The following is a 19,342-nucleotide window of genomic DNA, read 5'->3' as shown; positions in this document are numbered from 1 at the left end:
ACGGTACCGACGTACCGAGGGCGCCCGGTGGCCGGGTGAGCAGGTGGTACGGAAATCTGTGACAGGAGTGGTGAGCGGGGCCGGCCTTACAGGCCGAGCAGCTCGCGAGCCTCGGCGGTGGTCAGCGGCGGACGCTGCGCGAGCTGGGCGAAGCCGACCGCGCGCGCGACCAGCTGCATGTTGGACTCCACCGGCCGACCCTTGGCGTAGGTCACCGTGTCCTCCATGCCGACCCGCAGGTGGCCGCCGGCCGACAGCGACGCCAGCAGCACCGGGATCGTGCTGCGGCCGATGCCGGTGGCCGAGAACGTGGTGCCCTCCGGCAGGTCGCGCAGCATCTGCCGAGCGGCGACAAGCGTCTCGGTCGTGCCCGGCATGCCGCCCGGCACGCCCATCACGAAGTCGACGTGCACGTGGCCGCCGTGCGGCAGGCCGTACCTGCCGAGCAGTCGCTGGAGCGCGGTGAGGTGACCCAGGTCGAAGATCTCGTACTCGGGCACGACGCCCCGCTCCTGCATCCGGGTGTGCAGCTCGACGATGAACTCCCAGCGGTTGAGGAAGACGTCGTCGCCGAAGTTGACCGTGCCCATCGTGCAGGAGGCCATGTCCGCCGAGGCGTCGAGGACGGCCAGTCGGTCGGCCTCCGGGTCGGTGACCGCGCCGCCGGAGGAGAGCTGGACGATCAGGTCGGTGCTGTCCCGCAGCGCGGCCACCGTGTCCCGCAGCCGACCCTGGTCGAGGGTGGGCTTCGCCCGGTCGTCCCGGATGTGGACGTGGATCACGGCGGCGCCGAGCGCCTCGCACTCCTTCGCGGTGAGCAGCAGCTCGTCGAGGGTCACCGGCAGCGCCGGGACCTCCGCCTTGGCCGACTCCGCGCCGGTGGGGGCAACCGTGATCAACGTCCCTGTCGTCATGCCGGGATCCTAGACGCCGGGCTCAGACCGGGTCGATCACCGCCGCGATGCCGTCGATCAGGAGGCGGGACTCCTCGGGGACGTTGCGCTTGATCACCGCCAGGGCGATCTGGCCCAGCTCGTAGTGCTGCACGGCGGTGCCGACGAAGCCGATCGTGCGGCCGTCGAGCGTGACCGGGGTGCCCGCGGCCGGCGGGTGGTCGGTGGTGACCCCGTCCAGGTGCAGCAGGACCAGGCGGCGCGGCGGGCGGCCCAGGTTGTGCACGCGGGCGACCGTCTCCTGACCCCGGTAGCAGCCCTTGTCCAGGTGCACCGCCGGGCCGATCAGGTCCACCTCGGCCGGGATGGTCCGGTGGTCGGTGTCCACCCCGACCCGGGGCCGGCGGGCGGCCACCCGGATCGCCTCGTACGCCCACAGCCCGGCGACCGGCATCCCGGCGCCGCGTAGCTCGGCGACCACCTGGTGCATCGTCTCCCGCGGCACGAGCAGGTCCACACCGAGCGGCACCCGGCGGGCCCAGCCGCCGGCGGGCAGCGGCTTGACCGCGTACCGCACGGAGGGCCGGGGCGGCATCTCACCGTGCCGGAACTTCGGGCCCGGCACCGCGACCGCGTCGGGCGCGGCCAGCCCGGTCACGCCGAGCGTGTCGAGCGCCCCGGCCGCCTCCGGGCCGACCAGCGAGAGCAGCGCGTGGTCCGGGGTGGCGTCGCGCGGCTCGACCTTGCTGAAGAACCGCATCTTCTCCAGGTAACCCAGCAGGCCACCGGTGGCGCCGGGCTCGGTGTCCAGCCAGGTGGTGACGCCGTCCTCGGCGACCATGGCGTGCTGCTCGATGTGCCCGTGCGGTGAGAGCACCAGCAGCTCGGTGCCCTCGCCGGCGACCAGGTCGGCGAGGTGCTGCGAGGTGAGCGTGTGCAGCCAGCTGGCCCGCTCCTCGCCCGGCACCGCCACCACGCCCCGGTGCGACCGGTCGACCAGGCCGACCGCCGTGGCGAGGACCCGCTGCTCGCGCAACGGGTCGCCGTAGTGGGCGGCGACCCCACGCACACCGGCCGCGGCGTGCTCCGGCTCCGGCTGGTCCCGGCTGGCCTCGTCGATGCCTTCGACGGCCACCGCGCCCGCGATGTCGATCATTCCCGGTCCCCGTTCTCGCAGCTGCCACAGACGCCGAAGAGCGACACGTGCCCGATGTCGACCTGGAACCCCCGCTGCTCGGCCAGCTGGTCGGCGAGCGGCCGGAACATCTCCGGATCGACCTCGTCGATCGCGCCGCACTCCCGGCAGACCAGGTGCACGTGCTGGTGCTCCCCGGCGGCGTGGTACGTCGGCGAACCGTGCGACAGGTGGGTATGGGTCACCAGGCCGAGCCGTTCCAGCAGCTCCAGCGTGCGGTAGATGGTGGTGATGTTCACGCCCGCGGCGACCTCGCGGACCGCGGTGTGCACCTGCTCGGGCGTGGCGTGACCGAGTTCCAGGACAGCCTGGAGGACGAGCTGCCGCTGCGCCGTCAGCCGCAGGCCGCGCGAGCGCAGCATTTCCGCGAGGGAGGATTCGGACACCGTCCGATCATAGTTCGGTCGGCACGGCGGTCCCCGCGCACCGCGTCCGCCGCTACGCTCGGCGGTCATGGTGACATCGAGGATCGCCGTGCTCGGTCGCGGCACCGTGTCCGCCGGGGAGCCGGTGCTACGCGGCGACGACCTGGGCGTACTGCGCGGCGACGGGCTCTTCGAGACCATGCACCTGCGCGACGGGCAGCCGTGGCTGCGGGACGCCCACCTGGCGCGGTTGGCCCGGTCCGCCGCCGCCGTGGAGCTGTCCCTGCCGCCCCGGGCGGTCCTGGTCGGGCTGCTGGACGCGGTCCGGGCGGGCTGGCCGGCCGAGGTGGAGGGCGCGCTGCGGCTGGTCTGCACCCGGGGACCGGAGGGCGGCGGCCCGCCGACCGTCTACGCCACCCTCGCCGAGGTCCCGGCGGCGTCCCGGCGCGCGAGGGCGACCGGGATCACCGTGGCGACCCTGCCGCTCGGCGTGCCTGCCGACTCCCGGGCCGCCCTGGACTGGCTGCCGGCGGGAACCAAGTCGACGTCGTACGCGGTCAGCACGGCGGCCCGGCGGTGGGCGCGGCGGGCCGGCGTGGACGACGTGCTCTGGGTCTCCTCCGACGGCTACGCCCTGGAGGGGCCGACCGCGAACCTGGTCTGGCTGGCCGACTACACGCTCTGCACCGTGCCCGCGGCGACCGGCATCCTGCCCGGCACCACGGCCGCCTGGCTGCTCGCGCACGCCGGGGAGCTGGGCTTCGAGGCCGCCGAACACATGATCACCCCGGCCGGACTGCGCGGCGCCGACGGCGTCTGGTTCACCTCGTCCGTGCGGGGCCTCGTCGAGGTCACCGCCCTCGACGGCGGGGAGCGGGCCCGCAGCCCGCACACCCCGCCGCTGCAGAAGCTCCTCGGCTTCCCCGTCCCCGACCAGTGAGGCGGCGTCGTCAGCCGGCGACGCGGATGAGCCGGGCGGAGAGGTGCGGGTGGAGGCCCTGCCCGACCGCGGCCATCTCCTGGGCGTAGAGCAGCGCGCCCTCGACGATGCCGAAGAGCCGGTGCCCGCCGGTGACCTCCTTGGCCGTCGACGTGCGCACCACCGCGTCGGTGACCAGCTCGACCTGGGTGCCGGTGCGCCGGCCGAGGTAGAGCTCCATCACACCGGTCGGGGTGGTCAACAGCACCTCCAGCTCGTTGGTGGCCCGTTCACCGTCCAGCACCGGTCGCCACCAGCCCACCTCACGACCGGCCGGACGCACCGGGCGGCTCTGCTCGTCGAGAATCCACGACCGCGACTCGTAGGAGAGGAACGGCCGCCCATCGTGGCTGATCCGGATCTCCTGCGCGAAGTCGAAGTCCTCGATGGTGGGGTAGCCGCCCCGCCCACGACCGCGCCACACACCGATGTAGGGCAGCAGGCCGTCCAGCGCCGGGTGCAGCTTCGGGCCGACCCGCAGGTCGTGGCTCTCCTCGTAGGGATACGGGTCGACCGGCGGCGCGTTCAGCCACGGCGGCGGGGCCAGCGGGTTGTCGTCCGACGGGTTCGCGCTCACCACGCCACCTTCGTTCGCGACTGCGGGGCTCGCAAACCCGGCTCACTCCTCGCGCTCACCAGTTTCCTCTCGAGATGCGTACGGCCACGTAGACCAGGCCACCGGCGAGCGCGCCCAGGCCGGCGACCAGCAGGCTGACGAACCCGATCTCGGTGACCACGGCGACCATCCTATGCTGGCGCCATGGCTCGCTCTCTCGTCGTCAAGGTCACCGCCGGGGCGGACGCCCCGGAGCGGTGCGCCCAGGCCTTCACGGTGGCGGCGACGGCCGTCGCCGCCGGCGTGGACGTCTCGCTCTGGCTGACCGGGGAGTCGACCTGGTTCGCGCTGCCCGGACGGGCCCAGGAGTTCGAGTTGCCACACTCGGCCCCGCTGGCGGAGCTGCTGCACGTCGTGCTCACCAGCGGCACGGTCACCGCCTGCACGCAGTGCGCCGCGCGCCGCGACATCGGCCCGGACGACGTGCTGCCGGGCGTACGGATCGCCGGGGCGGCGGTCTTCGTAGAGGAGGCGATGGCCGAGGGCGCCCAGGCGCTCGTGTACTGACGGGCGTCCCCCGACCCGGACGGCGCCTTCGGGCGGTTTGCCGGGAAGAGGTGGAGTGCCGATACCGTCCCGACATGCCGGGCCGGTGCCTACGATTCGGATGTGAGCGAGGCGACCGAGCGGTTCTTCGAATCGCTGCCGGCGCGCGCCCCTGAGGTCCTCCGCGGGCTGGTCAGCGGCACCCTGCAGATCGACCTCGACACCGGCGACCGGACCGACCACTGGCTCGTCCGGATGCGTCCTGGTTCGGTGCGGGTGAGCCGCGACCGCGGACCGGCCGACGCCATCTGGTTCAGCAGCATGGACCTCTTCGATCGGCTGGTGTGTGGCGAGGCGCAGGGCGTCGCCGCGGTGCTGCGCAACGAGAGCACGTTCAGCGGGAACGTGGTGCTCTTCCTGGCCTTCCGACGCTTCTTCCCGAATCCGCCGGGCACCCGGGACCCCCGTGAGGTGGCCCGGCGGCAGACCGGGCGGTTGACGTGAAGGACCTAGTCAGCATCCTGGACGGCAACACCTTCCTGGTGACCGACCGGCGCGGTGACATCGAGCCCTCCTTCGACTTCCCCACCGGCCTCTTCTCCTTCGACACCCGGTTCCTCTCCACCTGGCTGCTCACCATCGACGGCAAGCGGCTGCACGCGCTCTCCATCGACGACGCGGAGTCCTACCGCACCCGGTTCTTCCTGGCCCCCGGCGAGCCGACGCACTACCTGGACGCCAAGGTGTCGGTGATTCGCAGCCGCGCCATCGGCGGCAGCTTCGAGGAAGAGCTGACGGTGCTCAACCACTCGCGCGACCCGGTCGAGTTCACCCTGCGGCTCGACATCGGCAGCGACTTCGCCGACCTGTTCGAGATCAAGAACGTCCGGCAGAAGAAGGGGCGCACGACGGCCAGCGTGAACGGCAGGGAACTGCGGCTCACCTACCGCCGCGACGCCTTCCACCGGGAGGCGGTGGTCAGCAGCAGCGAGCCGGCCGACATCGACGTGTCCGGCATGACCTACCGCATCCGCGTCGACGGGCACGGCGAGTGGACCACCCGGCTGAGCGTGGCGACCGTGGTCTACGGCGCCCACGGTGAGGACATCCGGGCCACCCTGCCGTACGGCGGCAGCCGGAACGTGGCCGCCATCCAGGCCGAGCAGAACGAGCTGATCGAGCGGGCGCCGAAGCTCGGCTGCGACTGCCAGCCGCTGGCCGGCGCGTACCGGCGCAGCCTGAACGACCTGGCGGCGCTGCGCTACGAGTCCATCGCCCTCGGGGTGCGGCTGCTCGCCGCCGGGCTGCCCTGGTTCATGACCCTCTTCGGCCGGGACAGCATCTTCACCTCGCTGCAGGTGCTGCCGTTCCTGCCGGAGCTGATCCCGCCGACCATCCAGATCCTCGGCGGCCTCCAGGGCCACCGCGTGGACGACTTCCGGGACGAGGAGCCGGGCAAGATCCTGCACGAGCTCCGGTACGGCGAGATGGCCGGCTTCGAGGAGCAGCCCCATTCGCCGTACTACGGTTCGGCCGACTCGACGCCGCTCTTCGTCATCCTGCTCGACGAGTACGAACAGTGGACCGGGGACAGCCAGCTGGTGCGGCTGCTGGAGTCGCAGGTTCGGGCTGCGCTGGACTGGATCGACACCTATGGCGACCTGCTCGGCACCGGCTACATCTGGTACCACACCCGCAACGAGGAGACCGGGCTGCCGAACCAGTGCTGGAAGGACTCCTGGGACGCGATCTCCTTCGCCGACGGCCGGCTGCCCGGGTTCCCCCGGGCCACCTGCGAACTCCAGGGGTACGCGTACGACGCTAAGATGCGCGGCGCCCGGCTGGCCCGGACGTTCTGGAACGACCCCGCGTACGCCGACCGGCTGGAGCGGGAGGCGGCCGAGCTGAAGCACCGGTTCAACCGGGACTTTTGGATCCCGGAGAAGGAGTACTACGCGCTCGCCCTCGACGCCGAGGGGCGGCAGGTGGACGCGCTCAGCTCGAACATCGGCCACCTGTTGTGGAGCGGCATCGTGGACGAGTCCCGGGCCGGCCGGATCGCCGAGCACCTGCTGGGACCGCGGCTCTTCTCCGGCTGGGGCGTGCGTACCCTCGCCGACGACCAGGGGCGTTACAACCCGATCGGCTACCACGTCGGCACGGTCTGGCCGTTCGACAACTCGATCATCGCCTGGGGCCTTTGGCGGTACGGCTACCGGGAGGAGGCCGGGCGGATCTCCGACGGGATCCTGGCCGCCTCCCAATTCTTCCAGGGGCGGCTGCCGGAGGCGTTCGCGGGCTACGAGCGGGACCTCACCGACTACCCGGTGCAGTACCCGACGGCGTGCAGCCCGCAGGCCTGGTCGACCGGGACGCCGCTGCTGCTCCTGCGGGTCATGCTCGGCCTGGAGCCGCAGGGTGAGCATCTGATCATCGATCCGGCCGTGCCGGAGGGCATGGGCCGGATCGAACTGCTCGACATCCCGGGCCGCTGGGGCATGGTCGACGCCCTCGGCCGCAGCCGTTCACCCGAGGACGGCCACCCCGACCGCTGACCCACCCACCCGGGCCAGCTGTGTTGATCATGAAGTTGTTGCCCCGGCACGCCGAGAGCCGGAGGGCAACAACTTCATGATCAACATCCGACGGGCGGGGGTCAGGGGCAGGGGAGGGTGGCGGCCACGTGGGGGGAGCTCGGGCCGGTGTCGGCGAGGACGGTGACCGGGCCGGTGCGGTAGGCGTACGCCTCGGGGATGTCCAGGACGGGACCGCCGTTGGCGAGCGGGCCGAGCGCGGTGGCCGCTGCGGTCGGGGCGGCCGCACCCCCCTCGGCGCGAGCGCTGCGCGCGAGTCCGCCGCCCGGACAGGGTGCCGTCACCAGGTCGGGCGCCGCGTCGGCGAGCCGGCCGAGGGCCCGCAGCGCCTCGGCGAGAGCGGCGGCCTCCGCGCCTGCCGGCCCGGTCGCCGGGGCGTAACCGGAGCCGACCGGCCGGCAGCCGGTGTCGGCAGTCAGCCGGAGGCGGCCGTCACCGGTGGGCCGCCCCTCGACGGCGACGAACTCGCCGGCGTCGGCACGCAGTCGCGGCCCGTCGGTGGTCATCCGCACCCCGGCCCGCCAGCCCGCGGGCAGGCGCTCGGCGATCCGCTCCAGCACCGCGCGCTCGCCGTCCCCGGGTGCGGCCACCTCGACGCCCCGCCTGAGGGAGGCGCCATCGGCGAACGGGGTCACCCGGCAACCCGGCTCGACCCGCGGCGGGGTCAGTTCCAGCACGGCGGACGCGCCGGCCGCCGCGGTCAACTCGCCGACGGCCCGGTCCACGAGCGGTCCGGCCTCGGCGAGGCTGCGCTGCTCGCGGACGGTCGGCGGGTCGTCGCGGACCGAGAGCCAGACCAGCGCGGCGAGCAGCAGCGCCCAGGCGACGGTCGCCGCGAGCAGCCAGCCCCGGCGCCGGGTGGGTGCCGGACCGGTCGGCGGGGCGTAACCCGTCTGCAGCGCGCCGCTCACCCGGCCATGGTGTCACGCGGCGTCCGCCGGAGGACTGGCGCGTCGGGAGCCGCGAAGCCGGACGCCCTGTCGAGCGGCGCCCGCCGGCTCGGCCGCGCGTCGGGCGGCCAGCCGCGGGCGGCGGGATCAGGCACCGGTGGGTGGCGGCGGCGCGTCCAGCCGGTAGCCGACGCCGCGCACGGTGTGCACCCGCGGCCCGCCGGGTAGGGGCCGCAGCTTGTGCCGAAGCCTCTTGACCGCCGAGTGCAGGACCGCGGCGTCGCCGAGGTAGTCGCCGCCCCAGACCGCGGCGAAGAGCCGCTCGTAGCTCCAGACGGAGATCGGCGGGGTGACCAGCCGGGCGAGCAGTTCCCGCTCGGTACGGGTCAGGGAGAGCGGCTCGCCGCGCCAGGTGACCAGGTGTCCGACCCGGTCGACGAGCAGGTCGCCCCAGCCGACCGGCCCGCCCGGGGGATCCGCCCCCGCGGTGCCCGCCTCGCCGGACGACTCGACCGGGGTCGGCTCCGGCGGCGGCGCCACCATCGACGACGCGAACAGCACCGCCCGCAGTTCGTCGAGGTCGGCGCAGCTCACCACCGGCGCCACCCCGTCGAGACGACGCACCACGCGTTCCCGGACGGCGACGTCGGCGCTGACGCAGACGACGATGGGACCTGCTTCACCGGACACGCTGCCTCCCAGGGCGACCGTGCTGACGGAGAAGCCCCCACCCATCGACAGCGACGTACGCCGATGGGGCTCTGGTCCAGCCTAGCGGTCGGGATCGACTTTCGTCACCGCCTGGCCGCCGGCCGACGGGTCGCCACGGCCCCCGGCCCGCCCGCGCCGGGCCGACCCGGAGCGCCGGTCACGGACCGAGCGGCCCGCCTGACCTGGCCCGACGGGCGGGGCCCGGACACGGCCGGAGCCGGTCACCCGTGCGGGTGACCGGCCCCGGTCGATCAGAACGTGGGTCAGGAGGCGACGGTGACCGACACCTCGTTGATCCCCCGGCCGGCGGTCACAGCGACGTCGCCGTTGCCGTGCCGGGAGAGCGCCCGCAGGGTCCAGGTGCCCGGCGCGGCGAAGAACCGGAACTGTCCGGCGGCCGAGGTGACCACCTCGGCGGTGAACTCACCGGTCGAGTCGAGCAGCCGGACGTACGCGCCCGGCACGGCCTCGCCCTCGGCGGAGCGGACGATGCCACTGATGACGGTCTCCTTCTCCAGGTCCAGGCTGGCCGGCAGCGGCGCGGCCTGGTCCGGAGCGGCGCAGCCGGCGGCGGTGGGAGCGGTCATGGCTCAGGCCTCCCCCGGCTCGTCGCCGAGCGCGACCGGCACGCCGACGAGCGAGCCGTACTCGGTCCAGGAGCCGTCGTAGTTCTTCACGTTGCGGTGGCCGAGCAGTTCCCGCAGCACGAACCAGGTGTGCGAGGAGCGCTCGCCGATCCGGCAGTAGGCGATGGTCTCCAAGCTCTCGTCCAGACCGGCGTCGGCGTAGATCCCGCGTAGCTCGTCGTCGGACTTGAAGGTGCCGTCCTCGTTGGCCGCCTTCGACCACGGCACGCTGATCGCGGTGGGGATGTGGCCGGCCCGCTGCGCCTGCTCCTGCGGGAGGTGGGCGGGGGCGAGCAGCCGGCCGGCGAACTCGTCGGGGCTGCGCACGTCGACCAGGTTCTTGGTGCCGATCGCGGCCACCACCTCGTCGCGGAAGGCACGGATCGAGGTGTCCGGATCCTGCGCGACGTACCGGGTCGCCGGACGGGTCACCGCGTCCTTGACCAGCGGCCGGGCGTCGAGTTCCCACTTCTTCCGGCCGCCGTCGAGCAGCTTGACCTCGCGGTGGCCGTAGAGCTTGAAGTACCAGTACGCGTAAGCGGCGAACCAGTTGTTGTTGCCGCCGTACAGGATCACGGTGTCGTCGTTGCCGATCCCGCGCTCGGAGAGGAGCGCCTCGAACTGGCTCCGGTTCACGAAGTCCCGGCGCACCGGGTCCTGCAGGTCGGTCTTCCAGTCCAGCTTGACGGCGCCGGCGAGGTGGCCGGTGTCGTAGGCCGAGGTGTCCTCGTCGACCTCGACGAAGACGACGCCCGGGGCGTCGAGATTCTTCTCGGCCCACTCGACCGAGACCAGTGCGGTGTCGCGACTCATCAGATCACTCCCTGGTGAGGATGGATGGTGAGCCAGCGCGCGGAGATCGAAATGTGTCGGTGTCGCACCACGCGCGGGACCCATGGGAAGGACGGATCACGGGTTCGTGCGACGGCGCCGCTGCCGGGCGATGGATGGGAGCACCGGAGGGTACGCGGACCCTGCGTGCCGGTGGTCGCGTCAGGCGACCGAGGACAGCCCCGCCGTCAGATGACGGGGCGACACAGGCAGGTGGCCACGCGGCACAGGTCGACCGCGCGCCGTTTGGTGAGGAGCGTCCCCATGGCCAGGGAGCCTACCAGTCAGGGGCGGGGGCGCCACCGGCCCGACCAGCATCCGGGACGCGACCAGGGGCCGGCGATGGCGCCGGTCCACGGTCGACGGCCCGGTGGCCGACGCACGCCGGCCGCGAGGGCGCGTGGCCTCAGCCGGCCGCGTTGATGGGTACGTCCCGCGCGTCCGCGGTGACCGTCAGCCCTTCGGGCAGCGGCCGCACCTCCCGGACGGCGAGCTGGAACGGCAGGTCGGGCAGGGGGACGTCGACCGAGATGCCCTGGGCGTAGTTGTTCAGCAGCGTGCGGGCCAGCGGCACGTTCGGCAGCCCTTCGGCGTCCAGGTTGTTGAAGCGCAGGCCGACCTTCCCCTGCTCGCTGACCGTCACGTCGGCGGTGCCGGTGACGGTGAGCTGCTGGCCGAGGATGTCCACCGGCGCGGTGACGGCGAGCTTGCCGCCCTGCTCGCTGAGCTTCAGACCGGGGCGGTCGAGCAGCGCGGCCAGGCTGTCGTAGCTGATGGTGGCGGTGCCGTTCACCGTCTCCGCGACCACCTCGCCCTGCCCGGAGCGGATGGTGTCCAGCGAGGCTCGGACGTCGTGCGCGTCCACGTCGAGCACCGGCAGGCTGATCGCGTCGCCCTGGACCGAGCCGCGCACCTCGCGCAGCACGATGGAGATGCGCTCGTAACGGCCGTCGAGCACCTGGGTCAGGAACGGGAAGCCACCCACCTCGACCTCCGGCGGGGAGGACTGCGCGGCCTGCTTGGCCACCTCCTGGCGGACCTGGTCGGCGATGGCCCGCTCGGCCACGCCGGCGGCCACCCGGTCGGCGACGACCAGCAGCCCGGCGAGCACCAGGAGCAGGACGAGGAGCACCACGAGCGCCCTGCGCCCGCGTCGCCGGGGACGTTCCACGTACGCCGGTTCGGCCTGCGCCACACCGCCTCCTGTCTCCGCTCGCCGCACTGCGGCGACTCGTCACTGCCGGTGCCGCAGGGCGGCCCACCGTTGGTACCCGACCCGCGCCGCGCTCAACCGTACGGTCAGAGGAACAGCATGCACATGGCGTACGCGGCCGGCGCGGCCAGGGCGAAGCCCCCGAGGGGGCCCTGCATGTGCCGGGCGACCCACATGGTGGGCGGCTCGCCGGCCATCAGCCGGCCCGCCTCGGCGTACCCCACGGCGAGGTCGGCGAGCACGGCGGCGACCGCCGCGACCAGCCCGATGATCGCGGCCCGGGTCGGCGTGAACGGGGTGACGAGGTAGCTGCCGAGCACGGCGCTGACCAGCGTGCCGACCATGGCGCCGCCGACCACGCCGGCCGCGCCACGGGGCACCTGCGGGGCGAGCCGCGGCCAGGGTGCGACGGCGTCGATCAGCCGCGCCAGGGTGAGCGCGACGCCGCTGGCGGTCAGACAGACGGTGATCGCCTGGGTGCCGGCGGGGATCCGGCTGAGCACGATCAGCGTGCCGAAGGCGACCACGCCCACGACGATCAGCAGGGTCGTGCCGAGCGAGTCGGTGACCCGCACCCGGTCGACCCGACGGACGAGCTGGCCGAGCACGGCGACGATGAAGCCGCCGGCCGCGACGTAGCCGAGCGGCGCCAGGCCGGCGATCTCGGTCTGCACCGCCGCGACGTCGGCCACCGCGGCCACCCCGGCGCTGACCCCCGCGACCAGCAGCACCGCGGGCGGCCGCATGGCCATCGTCCAGGCCAGGACGAAGAGCAGTTGGACGCCGAAGATGATGATCGCGAAGGGCAGCCGGTGGCCCGGACCGGAGGTCTGGGCGCCGAGCACCAGGCCGACCCCGAGCAGGGCGGCGAAGCCGCCGATGGCGACCGAGAGCGGCCGCCGCACGTCGACCGGCGGCACCTCCTCCTCGTCCGGCTCGTCCGTCGCGGCGTCGTCCGGCCGGCGGGCCCGTTCACCGCCGCGTCGGGCCCGCCGCGGTCCGCCGCGCTCCCGGCGGTCGCCGTCGTCGTCGCCCGGGCCGCTGCGCGGCGCCGGCGGATTGCCGTAGGGCTGCCCCGGGCGGGGTCCGTCGGGCCACGGGTCCCGGCCCGTCTCGGGCGAGGTGGAGGGAAACACGCACCGATCGTGCCAGACCGGCCCGGCGGCGCGGAGGTCACGGGTTTCGGCAACGTTAAAACCTGCGCCGCGATCGAGGGCAAAGCGAACAAACGGGAAATGCCCCAAGGGCGCAGCCCGGCCGATCGGTTACGCTCAACCCGCTACCCGCCCGTCAGCGACGCCGGGACCCACGCTAGTTCTCAGCGCACCCACCGGAGTGCCGCTGGTCGCGTGCGGCCACGAGGCCGCCGGGACGGAGGTGATCGTGGAGATCCTGCTGCTGGTGAGCGCGCGTGCAGGTGAACCGTCCGTGGTGCTGCCGGCACTCGACCTGCTGCCGCACTCGGTCCGCACCGCGCCGCGCGACGTTCGCACCCTGGTCGCCGGCCCGAGCCCGGACGCGGTGCTGGTCGACGCGCGCTCCGAGCTGAGCGAGGCCCGCGCGACCTGCCGCATGCTGCACGCCACCGGCCTGGGCGTCCCGCTGGTCGCGGTGGTCACCGAGGCGGGTCTGATCGCCCTGAACGCCGACTGGGGCGTCGACGACGTCATCCTCGCCTCGGCCGGTCCGGCCGAGGTGGAGGCTCGACTGCGACTGGCGGTGGGCCGGCTGAGCAACGCGATCGCCGGCGCCGGCGGCTCGATCCGAGCCGGTGAGCTGACCATCGACCCGGACACCTACGCCGCGAAGCTGAAGGGCCGCCCGCTCGACCTCACCTACAAGGAGTTCGAGCTGCTGAAGTTCCTGGCCCAGCACCCGGGCCGGGTGTTCACCCGGGACCAGCTCCTCCGGGAGGTCTGGGGCTACGACTACTTCGGCGGCACCCGGACGGTCGACGTGCACGTCCGACGGCTGCGGGCCAAGCTCGGCTCGGAGTACGAGTCCATGATCGGCACGGTGCGCCAGGTCGGCTACAAGTTCGTCGTGCCGCCGTCCCGCTCGCTGCCGGACGCGGAGCACGCGCCGCTGCCGGTCTGACCCTCACCCTCCGGGCTCCATTTCCGATATGCCCTATTTGCGCAGCTCGTCGGCTCTATTCTGACTGCCGGGTTCGGCAGCAGAAGGGGCATGTGATGGCTACGGGGGGCGACACGGCCGGCGGGCTCGACCGGATACGAGCGATCCTGCGGCCCGGCTCGACGGGGCGCGCCGTCGCGGCCGTCACCCTGGTGGTGGCCGCACTGCTCGGCTCCGCGTACGCCCTCGGCCGGAGCCTGGTGCCGGACGCGGAGCGCAATCCCGCGGGGGTCACCGGCGACCTGAACGCCCCGCACTACGCCGACCAACCGTCGAACACACCGACCTCCTCGGCGAGCCCAGGGCCGGACGGCCGGAGCACCACCCCGACCGAGGCCGGGCAGGACGGCTCTTCCGGGGACGCCAACGGCGACGGCCTCTACGGCGCGCACACCACCACGGGCAACGGCAAGGTCGCGCTCACCTTCGACGACGGGCCGGACCCGCAGTACACCCCGCAGGTCCTCTCCGCGCTGCGGGAGTACGGCGTCCACGCCACCTTCTGCCTGGTCGGAGAGATGGCACAGAACAATCCGGAACTCGTCCGGGAGATCGTCGCCGACGGGCACACCCTCTGCAACCACACCTGGAATCACGACGTGACACTGGGCAAGCGGTCGCCGGACGCGATCCGGGCCGACCTGCTGCGGACCAACGCGGCGATCCGGGCGGCGGTGCCCGACGCCCCGATCGTCTGGTACCGCCAGCCCGGCGGCGCGTGGACCTATCCGGTGGTGTCGGTGGCGCACACGCTGGGCATGACGCCGGTGCACTGGGACGTGGACCCGATGGATTGGGAGGCGCCGGGGGCGGCGAAGATCGCCTCGACCGTGGTGACCGGGGTCGCACCGGGGTCGGTCGTGCTGCTGCACGACGCGGGCGGAAACCGGCAGGGCACCGTGGACGCGCTGTACCGCATCCTGCCGGACCTGACCTCCCGGTTCGAGCTGGAGGCGCTGCCGACCGACCCGACGTGAGCGGCCGGCCGCCCGGGCCCTCACCTGGCCGTGCACGCGGTCGGCCGGGACCGCGTCCGGCGGCCGGGGCCGCCGGGCTACGGTGGCGGGATGAGCAGCGCTGAGCCCACCCTCGACCAGGTGACCCGGGCCGACCGGCTGTCCGGCGCCGAGGTCGCCGACGTGCTGGCGCTGGCGGTGTCGGCGGGCGACAGCGACGGCGCCGATCCGTTCGACGAGCACGTCCTGCTCCGGCTGCGCGACCCGGACGCCGCGGCCGTGCACCTGGTCGCCCGGGCCGACGACGGCACCCTGACCGGATACGCCCACCTGGACACCACCGACCCGGCCGGCGGGATCGGAGTGGAGCTGGTGGTCCACCCGGCCTACCGGCGGCGGGGCACCGGACGGGCGCTGGCCCGGGGAGTGCTGGCCTCCGCCACCGGTCCGCTGCGGGCCTGGGCGCACGGCGACCACCCGTCGGCCGCGGCCCTCGCGGTCGACCTGGGCTTCACCCGGGCGCGCGTGCTCTGGCAGCTGCGCCGGTCGCTGACCGCCCCGCTGGCCGAGCCCGCCCTGCCCGACGGTGTGGTGCTGCGCGCGTTCGAGCCGGGGGCGGACGACGTGGCCTGGTTGGCGCTCAACGCCCGGGCCTTCGCCGACCATCCGGAACAGGGCCGGTGGACCGCCGACGACCTGCGCGTACGCCTGGCCGAACCGTGGTTCGACCCGGCCGGCTTCCTGCTCGCCGTCGAGGAGTCCACCGGGCGACTGGTCGGCTTCCACTGGACCAAGGTGCACGAGCGCCCGGGCTCGGCCCGGATCGGCGAGGTCTACGTGCTGGGCGTCGACCCGGCCACGCACCGTGGCGGGCTGGGCCGGGCGCTGACCACCGCCGGGCTGGCGTACCTGCGGGACCGGCGCGGCCTGGACCGGGTGATGCTCTACGTCGACGACACGAACACCGCCGCGATGGCCCTCTACCGGCGGCTCGGCTTCCTGCCCTGGTCGGCACACGTGAACTACCACCTGGGCTGAGCCGCCGCGCTGGACCGCCGGGCACCGCCGCGGCGCCGCGCCGGGCACCACCCCGCCGGACCGCCGGGCCACCGCCGTGGCGCGGCGCCGGGCACCGCCGGGCCGGACCGCCGGGCACCGCGCCGGACCGCCGGGCGTCGGCGCGGCGCGCGGGGGCCGGGATCGGTCACGCGCCTCGTGGCCGCCGCGCCACGGCAGCGGTCACCGCGAGATAACGGGCGCGCTTCGGCGAGGTAACGACGTAACGTAAATATACGGATACTTCCGACAGCTGCACGCGAGTTCACTAAACGGACAACTCACCCTCAGCGAGTGGACATCGCGCAGGCCGAACGTGTTCACCTTCCGTTCACTTATGACCGGCGAGCCGGCTACCTGGCCCTCCTAACTTTTGGACTCAGCCGGTCACTGCCGGCCCTGGGCCCCGACCGGGGTGCCAAGTCAGACGTGAAGGGAAACCCCTCAGGTGAAGCTCCAGCGGCACGGCGCGCTTGCCTGCCTCGCTCTTACCGCGACGCTCGCTATCAGTGCATGCGGCTCGGACAACAACGAGTCCGCCCCCGGTGCCAGCGCCTCCGGCTCGGCCGCTGCGGTCGACTGCGCCACCGGCACCGTGAACGCCCAGGGCTCCTCGGCTCAGAAGAACGCCATGGCCGAGTGGATCAAGGCGTACCAGCAGAAGTGCACCGGCACCACCATCAACTACGAGCCCTCCGGCTCCGGCGCGGGCATCCAGGCCTTCATCGCCGGCACGGCCGACTTCGCCGGCTCCGACTCGGCCCTCAAGCCGGAGGAGCAGCCGCAGGCCGACGCGAAGTGCGTTGGTGGCAAGGCGATCCACCTGCCGATGGTGATCGGCCCGGTGGCCGTGGCCTACAACGTCAGCGGCGTGGACAACCTCCAGCTCAAGCCGGCCACTCTGGCGAAGATCTTCGCCGGCAAGGTGACCAAGTGGGACGACGCGGCCATCAAGGCCGACAACCCGGACGCGAAGCTTCCGTCGACCACCATCCAGACGGTGCACCGCTCGGACGAGTCCGGCACCACTGACAACTTCACCAACTACCTGAGCAAGACCGCCGAGACCGACTGGACCTTCGGCAAGGCCAAGGCGTGGAAGGGCCCGGGCGGCACCGGCTCCAAGGGCTCGGACGGCGTGGCCAGCTCGGTCAAGGGCGCGGACGGCAGCATCGGCTACATGGAGTGGTCGTTCGCCGAGAACGCCGGCCTCAAGATGGCCAAGATCGGTAACGGCAACAACGAGTTCGCCGAGCTGACCGCCGAGAACGCCGGCAAGACCATCGCCGGCGCCAAGGTCGAGGGCCAGGGCGACGACCTCAAGCTGTCGATCGACTACAACACCAAGGAGGCCGGGGCCTACCCGATCGTCCTGGCGACCTACGAGATCGTCTGCAGCAAGGGCCTCGCCACCGACAAGCTGCCGCTGGTCAAGGGCCTGCTCGGCTACGCCGCCAGCACTGAGGGCCAGGCTGCCATGACCGAGCTGGGCTACGCCCCGCTGCCGGAGAGCGTCCGCACCAAGGTCGAGGCCGCGGTCAAGAACATCTCCTGACCTGACTGACTGACCGAACACGTCACCTCCGCAACCGAATCGAGCGAGCAGATGGGTGAAACCCCCCACCGCTCGGCCGACGCCGGCACCGGCGGGACCCGCGTGACCCAGAGTCACGAGTGGCCCGCCGGTGCCTCGGCGCGTACGGCCGAAGCACCAGTCAGCACCCGCACCCCGGGCGGCACCGGGCTGGGCGGCGGCGGCGCGCTGCCCAAGTCCCGCAAGTTCGGCGCCGAGCGGGCCTTCCGCGGCCTCACCATGGCCGCCGGCACCGCCGTGCTGGTCATCATCGCGGCGATCGCGGTCTTCCTGATCGCCAAGGCGGTGCCGGCGCTGCGTGCCGACACCGAGAACTTCTGGACCTACGAGGGCTGGTCGCCCAACGAGGCGGAGCCGAAGTTCGGCATCGGCACGCTCGCCTTCGGCACCGTGCTCAGCTCCGCCCTGGCCCTGCTGATCGCGGTGCCGGTGGCGCTGGGCATCGCGCTCTACCTCTCGCACTACGCGCCGCGCCGGGTGGGCACCACGCTCGGTTTCCTCATCGACCTGCTCGCCGCCGTGCCGAGCGTCGTCTTCGGCCTCTGGGGCCGGGACATCTTCATCAACCCGGTCCGGGACTTCTCGGTCTGGCTGAACAAGTACTTCAGTTGGCTCCCGATCTTCGGCGGCGACGGACCCTTCGGTAAGTCGATCATGCTCGGCGCGCTGGTCCTCGCGATCATGGTGCTGCCGATCATCACCTCGCTCTCCCGCGAGGTGTTCCTGCAGACGCCGACCGCCAACGAGGAGGCCGCGCTCGCCCTCGGCGCCACGCGGTGGGAGATGATCCGCACGGCCGTGCTCCCGTACGGACGCCCCGGCATCCTCGCCGCGGTGATGCTCGGCCTGGGCCGCGCGCTCGGTGAGACCATCGCGCTCGCGATGACGCTCGGCATCACGTTCGGCATCTCGTTCAACCTGATCCAGAACGGTGGCAACACCATCGCCGCGAACATCGCCAACGCGTTCGGCGAGGCCAACGAGACCGGCCGGGGCGCGCTGATCGCCTCCGGCCTCGTGCTCTTCGCCATCACCCTGATCGTCAATATCACCGCGCGGGCGATCATCTATCGCCGCCGGGAGTTCACGGAGTCGGCCGCATGAGCACCACACTCACCAGCCACCGCCCCCGCCCGGCCGCCCAGCCGGCCACCCTGCGGGCGAAGCGGCTGCCCTGGTACGCATCGCCGATCATCGCGCTGGTCGCCCTGCTGCTCGCCGGCGCCGTGGTCTACGGCACCGGCATCGGCGGCCCGGTGCTGGTCGTGGTGCTCGGGGCGCTGCTCTACCTGGCCGGCCTCTTCGCCGCCGCGAACGCGGTCGAGGGGCGCCGCTCGGCCCGCAACCGCACCTGGAGCGCGCTGATCCACTCGGCGTTCGTCCTGGCCGTGCTGCCGCTCGCGTCAGTGGTCTGGACGCTGGTCAGCAAGGGCGTCGAGCGACTGGACGGCGACTTCTTCCTCAGCTCGATGAACAACATCGGGGCCCGGGACCAGAACGGTGGGGCGTACCACGCGATCGTGGGCACCCTGGAGCAGGTCGGCATCGCCACCCTGATCACCGTCCCGCTCGGCATCCTCTGCGCCATCTACGTGGTCGAGTACGGCCGGGGCCGGTTCGCCTTCGCGATCCGGTTCTTCGTCGACGTGATGACCGGCATCCCGTCGATCGTCTCCGGCCTCTTCGTGCTGGCGTTCTGGGTGCTGATCGTGTCGCCGTGGTTCAACGACGGCCGGCCGAGCTTCTCCGGCTTCGCCGCCGCGCTCGCGCTGAGCGTGCTCATGCTGCCCACCGTGGTCCGCTCGACCGAGGAGATGCTGCGCCTCGTCCCGGCGCCCCTGCGCGAGGGCGCGTACGCCCTGGGTGTGCCGAAGTGGAAGACGATCCTGCGGATCGTGCTGCCGACCGCGCTGCCCGGCATCGTGACCGGCGTGATGCTCGCCATCGCCCGCGCGGCCGGTGAGACGGCGCCGGTGCTGCTCGTCGCCGGCGGTGGCGCGGCGATCAACTTCAACCCGTTCGAGAACAACCAGTCGTCACTGGCCCTCTTCGTCTACCAGCAGGCCGGGGACGCGTCGCGGTACTCGCCGGCGCGGGCGTGGACGGCGGCGCTGACCCTGGTCGCTCTCGTGCTGATCCTGACGATCGCGGCGAAGCTGCTGGCCCGTCGCAACCGCCTCGGCCGATGAACCCCGGAGGTA

At 72.9% G+C, this 19,342-nt stretch carries 22 protein-coding genes; 10 read left to right on the top strand and 12 right to left on the bottom strand.

The genetic code is table 11. The annotated features are described in order from the left end of the window. Window positions 1-86: 86 nt before the first annotated feature. Genes O7603_RS23985 through O7603_RS23975 form a run of 3 tightly spaced genes read right to left on the bottom strand, consistent with a single transcriptional unit; the run spans window position 87 to window position 2,474 of the window. On the bottom strand, window positions 87-914 hold the full coding sequence (locus tag O7603_RS23985; protein WP_281572037.1) for a 3-keto-5-aminohexanoate cleavage protein: 828 nt from the start codon (window positions 912-914) through the stop codon (window positions 87-89). Between the two features lie 22 nt (window positions 915-936). Continuing rightward, a complete protein-coding gene (locus tag O7603_RS23980; RefSeq protein WP_281572036.1) occupies window positions 937-2,049 on the bottom strand; it encodes a folate-binding protein in 1,113 nt (370 codons plus the stop codon). Beyond that, window positions 2,046-2,474, bottom strand: coding sequence for a Fur family transcriptional regulator (locus tag O7603_RS23975; RefSeq protein WP_281572035.1), 429 nt, complete (start codon window positions 2,472-2,474; stop codon window positions 2,046-2,048). Before O7603_RS23975 ends, O7603_RS23980 begins: the two co-directional genes overlap by 4 nt. Window positions 2,475-2,541: 67 nt before the next feature. On the opposite strand from O7603_RS23975, the gene O7603_RS23970 reads away from it, so the two are divergent. Continuing rightward, window positions 2,542-3,393, top strand: coding sequence for an aminotransferase class IV (locus O7603_RS23970; RefSeq protein WP_281572034.1), 852 nt, complete (start codon window positions 2,542-2,544; stop codon window positions 3,391-3,393). A gap of 10 nt (window positions 3,394-3,403) precedes the next feature. Here the strand turns inward: O7603_RS23970 and O7603_RS23965 are convergent, their stop codons facing one another. Both O7603_RS23965 and mtfM read right to left on the bottom strand, forming a co-directional pair. After that, window positions 3,404-4,009 carry an FABP family protein gene (locus O7603_RS23965; RefSeq protein WP_281572033.1) on the bottom strand — a complete coding sequence of 202 codons (606 nt, stop codon included), beginning with the start codon at window positions 4,007-4,009 and terminating at the stop codon, window positions 3,404-3,406. 55 nt (window positions 4,010-4,064) lie between these two features. Next, window positions 4,065-4,169 carry a small membrane protein MtfM gene (gene mtfM, locus O7603_RS23960; protein ID WP_269456547.1) on the bottom strand — a complete coding sequence of 35 codons (105 nt, stop codon included), beginning with the start codon at window positions 4,167-4,169 and terminating at the stop codon, window positions 4,065-4,067. 23 nt (window positions 4,170-4,192) lie between these two features. Here mtfM and O7603_RS23955 point away from each other — a divergent pair, with 23 nt between their 5' ends. The 3 genes from O7603_RS23955 (at window position 4,193) to O7603_RS23945 (ending at window position 7,089) form a co-directional block, all read left to right on the top strand. Beyond that, on the top strand, window positions 4,193-4,555 hold the full coding sequence (locus O7603_RS23955; protein WP_281572032.1) for a DsrE family protein: 363 nt from the start codon (window positions 4,193-4,195) through the stop codon (window positions 4,553-4,555). Window positions 4,556-4,657: 102 nt separating this feature from the next. Further along, complete coding sequence (locus O7603_RS23950; RefSeq protein WP_281572031.1) at window positions 4,658-5,038, top strand: SCP2 sterol-binding domain-containing protein; 381 nt, start codon at window positions 4,658-4,660, stop codon at window positions 5,036-5,038. Then, the gene (locus tag O7603_RS23945; protein ID WP_281572030.1) at window positions 5,035-7,089 is read left to right on the top strand and encodes a glycogen debranching N-terminal domain-containing protein; all 2,055 of its coding nucleotides are present in this window, start codon (window positions 5,035-5,037) and stop codon (window positions 7,087-7,089) included. Before O7603_RS23950 ends, O7603_RS23945 begins: the two co-directional genes overlap by 4 nt. Before the next feature lie 101 nt (window positions 7,090-7,190). On the opposite strand, the gene O7603_RS23940 is transcribed toward O7603_RS23945, so the two are convergent. The 7 genes from O7603_RS23940 to O7603_RS23915 form a co-directional block, all read right to left on the bottom strand. After that, window positions 7,191-8,039: a hypothetical protein gene (locus tag O7603_RS23940; protein WP_281572029.1), complete on the bottom strand. Its 849-nt coding sequence runs from the start codon at window positions 8,037-8,039 to the stop codon at window positions 7,191-7,193. A gap of 126 nt (window positions 8,040-8,165) precedes the next feature. Beyond that, a complete protein-coding gene (locus tag O7603_RS23935; protein WP_281572028.1) occupies window positions 8,166-8,708 on the bottom strand; it encodes a winged helix-turn-helix domain-containing protein in 543 nt (180 codons plus the stop codon). 284 nt (window positions 8,709-8,992) lie between these two features. Continuing rightward, window positions 8,993-9,316 carry a DUF1416 domain-containing protein gene (locus O7603_RS23930; protein WP_281572027.1) on the bottom strand — a complete coding sequence of 108 codons (324 nt, stop codon included), beginning with the start codon at window positions 9,314-9,316 and terminating at the stop codon, window positions 8,993-8,995. A gap of 3 nt (window positions 9,317-9,319) precedes the next feature. Next, window positions 9,320-10,168: a sulfurtransferase gene (locus O7603_RS23925; RefSeq protein ID WP_281572026.1), complete on the bottom strand. Its 849-nt coding sequence runs from the start codon at window positions 10,166-10,168 to the stop codon at window positions 9,320-9,322. Window positions 10,169-10,374: 206 nt separating this feature from the next. Next, window positions 10,375-10,452: an Ms5788A family Cys-rich leader peptide gene (locus O7603_RS33090; RefSeq protein WP_311202345.1), complete on the bottom strand. Its 78-nt coding sequence runs from the start codon at window positions 10,450-10,452 to the stop codon at window positions 10,375-10,377. A 140-nt stretch (window positions 10,453-10,592) separates the two neighbouring features. Next, window positions 10,593-11,381, bottom strand: a complete 789-nt coding sequence (locus O7603_RS23920; RefSeq protein WP_281572025.1) for a DUF2993 domain-containing protein — start codon at window positions 11,379-11,381, stop codon at window positions 10,593-10,595. Window positions 11,382-11,485: 104 nt separating this feature from the next. Then, on the bottom strand, window positions 11,486-12,535 hold the full coding sequence (locus O7603_RS23915) for a hypothetical protein (protein WP_281572024.1): 1,050 nt from the start codon (window positions 12,533-12,535) through the stop codon (window positions 11,486-11,488). 241 nt (window positions 12,536-12,776) lie between these two features. Between O7603_RS23915 and O7603_RS23910 the strand changes: the two genes are divergently transcribed. The 6 genes from O7603_RS23910 to pstA all read left to right on the top strand — a co-directional run bounded on the left by O7603_RS23910 (window position 12,777) and on the right by pstA (window position 19,330). Continuing rightward, window positions 12,777-13,496 (top strand): response regulator transcription factor, encoded by a 720-nt coding sequence (locus O7603_RS23910; protein ID WP_281576783.1) that lies wholly within the window; start codon window positions 12,777-12,779, stop codon window positions 13,494-13,496. A 95-nt stretch (window positions 13,497-13,591) separates the two neighbouring features. Continuing rightward, window positions 13,592-14,512, top strand: a complete 921-nt coding sequence (locus O7603_RS23905) for a polysaccharide deacetylase family protein (RefSeq protein ID WP_281572023.1) — start codon at window positions 13,592-13,594, stop codon at window positions 14,510-14,512. 90 nt (window positions 14,513-14,602) lie between these two features. Further along, entirely contained in the window at window positions 14,603-15,529 is a 927-nt protein-coding gene (gene mshD / locus O7603_RS23900) for a mycothiol synthase (RefSeq protein ID WP_281572022.1), read from the top strand. Window positions 15,530-15,995: 466 nt separating this feature from the next. Beyond that, window positions 15,996-17,102 (top strand): phosphate ABC transporter substrate-binding protein PstS, encoded by a 1,107-nt coding sequence (gene pstS / locus O7603_RS23895; RefSeq protein ID WP_281572021.1) that lies wholly within the window; start codon window positions 15,996-15,998, stop codon window positions 17,100-17,102. A gap of 51 nt (window positions 17,103-17,153) precedes the next feature. After that, complete coding sequence (gene pstC / locus O7603_RS23890; protein WP_281572020.1) at window positions 17,154-18,245, top strand: phosphate ABC transporter permease subunit PstC; 1,092 nt, start codon at window positions 17,154-17,156, stop codon at window positions 18,243-18,245. Continuing rightward, complete coding sequence (gene pstA / locus O7603_RS23885; RefSeq protein WP_281572019.1) at window positions 18,242-19,330, top strand: phosphate ABC transporter permease PstA; 1,089 nt, start codon at window positions 18,242-18,244, stop codon at window positions 19,328-19,330. The genes pstC and pstA overlap by 4 nt, the downstream gene beginning before the upstream one ends. Window positions 19,331-19,342: the final 12 nt, after the last annotated feature.

The sequence above is a fragment of the Micromonospora sp. WMMD812 genome (genome assembly GCF_027497215.1).
Lineage (GTDB): Bacteria > Actinomycetota > Actinomycetes > Mycobacteriales > Micromonosporaceae > Micromonospora.
Note: the sequence above shows the minus strand (reverse complement) of the source record. Positions and strands in the feature narration are given on the sequence as shown.

Coding starts and splice junctions, on each gene's coding strand:
- O7603_RS23985 (WP_281572037.1), bottom strand. CDS start 914: ATGACGACAGGGACGTTGATCACGGTTGCCCCCACCGGCGCGGAGTCG.
- O7603_RS23980 (WP_281572036.1), bottom strand. CDS start 2,049: ATGATCGACATCGCGGGCGCGGTGGCCGTCGAAGGCATCGACGAGGCC.
- O7603_RS23970 (WP_281572034.1), top strand. CDS start 2,542: ATGGTGACATCGAGGATCGCCGTGCTCGGTCGCGGCACCGTGTCCGCC.
- O7603_RS23955 (WP_281572032.1), top strand. CDS start 4,193: ATGGCTCGCTCTCTCGTCGTCAAGGTCACCGCCGGGGCGGACGCCCCG.
- O7603_RS23930 (WP_281572027.1), bottom strand. CDS start 9,316: ATGACCGCTCCCACCGCCGCCGGCTGCGCCGCTCCGGACCAGGCCGCG.
- O7603_RS23925 (WP_281572026.1), bottom strand. CDS start 10,168: ATGAGTCGCGACACCGCACTGGTCTCGGTCGAGTGGGCCGAGAAGAAT.
- O7603_RS33090 (WP_311202345.1), bottom strand. CDS start 10,452: ATGGGGACGCTCCTCACCAAACGGCGCGCGGTCGACCTGTGCCGCGTG.
- O7603_RS23905 (WP_281572023.1), top strand. CDS start 13,592: ATGGCTACGGGGGGCGACACGGCCGGCGGGCTCGACCGGATACGAGCG.
- mshD (WP_281572022.1), top strand. CDS start 14,603: ATGAGCAGCGCTGAGCCCACCCTCGACCAGGTGACCCGGGCCGACCGG.
- pstC (WP_281572020.1), top strand. CDS start 17,154: ATGGGTGAAACCCCCCACCGCTCGGCCGACGCCGGCACCGGCGGGACC.
- pstA (WP_281572019.1), top strand. CDS start 18,242: ATGAGCACCACACTCACCAGCCACCGCCCCCGCCCGGCCGCCCAGCCG.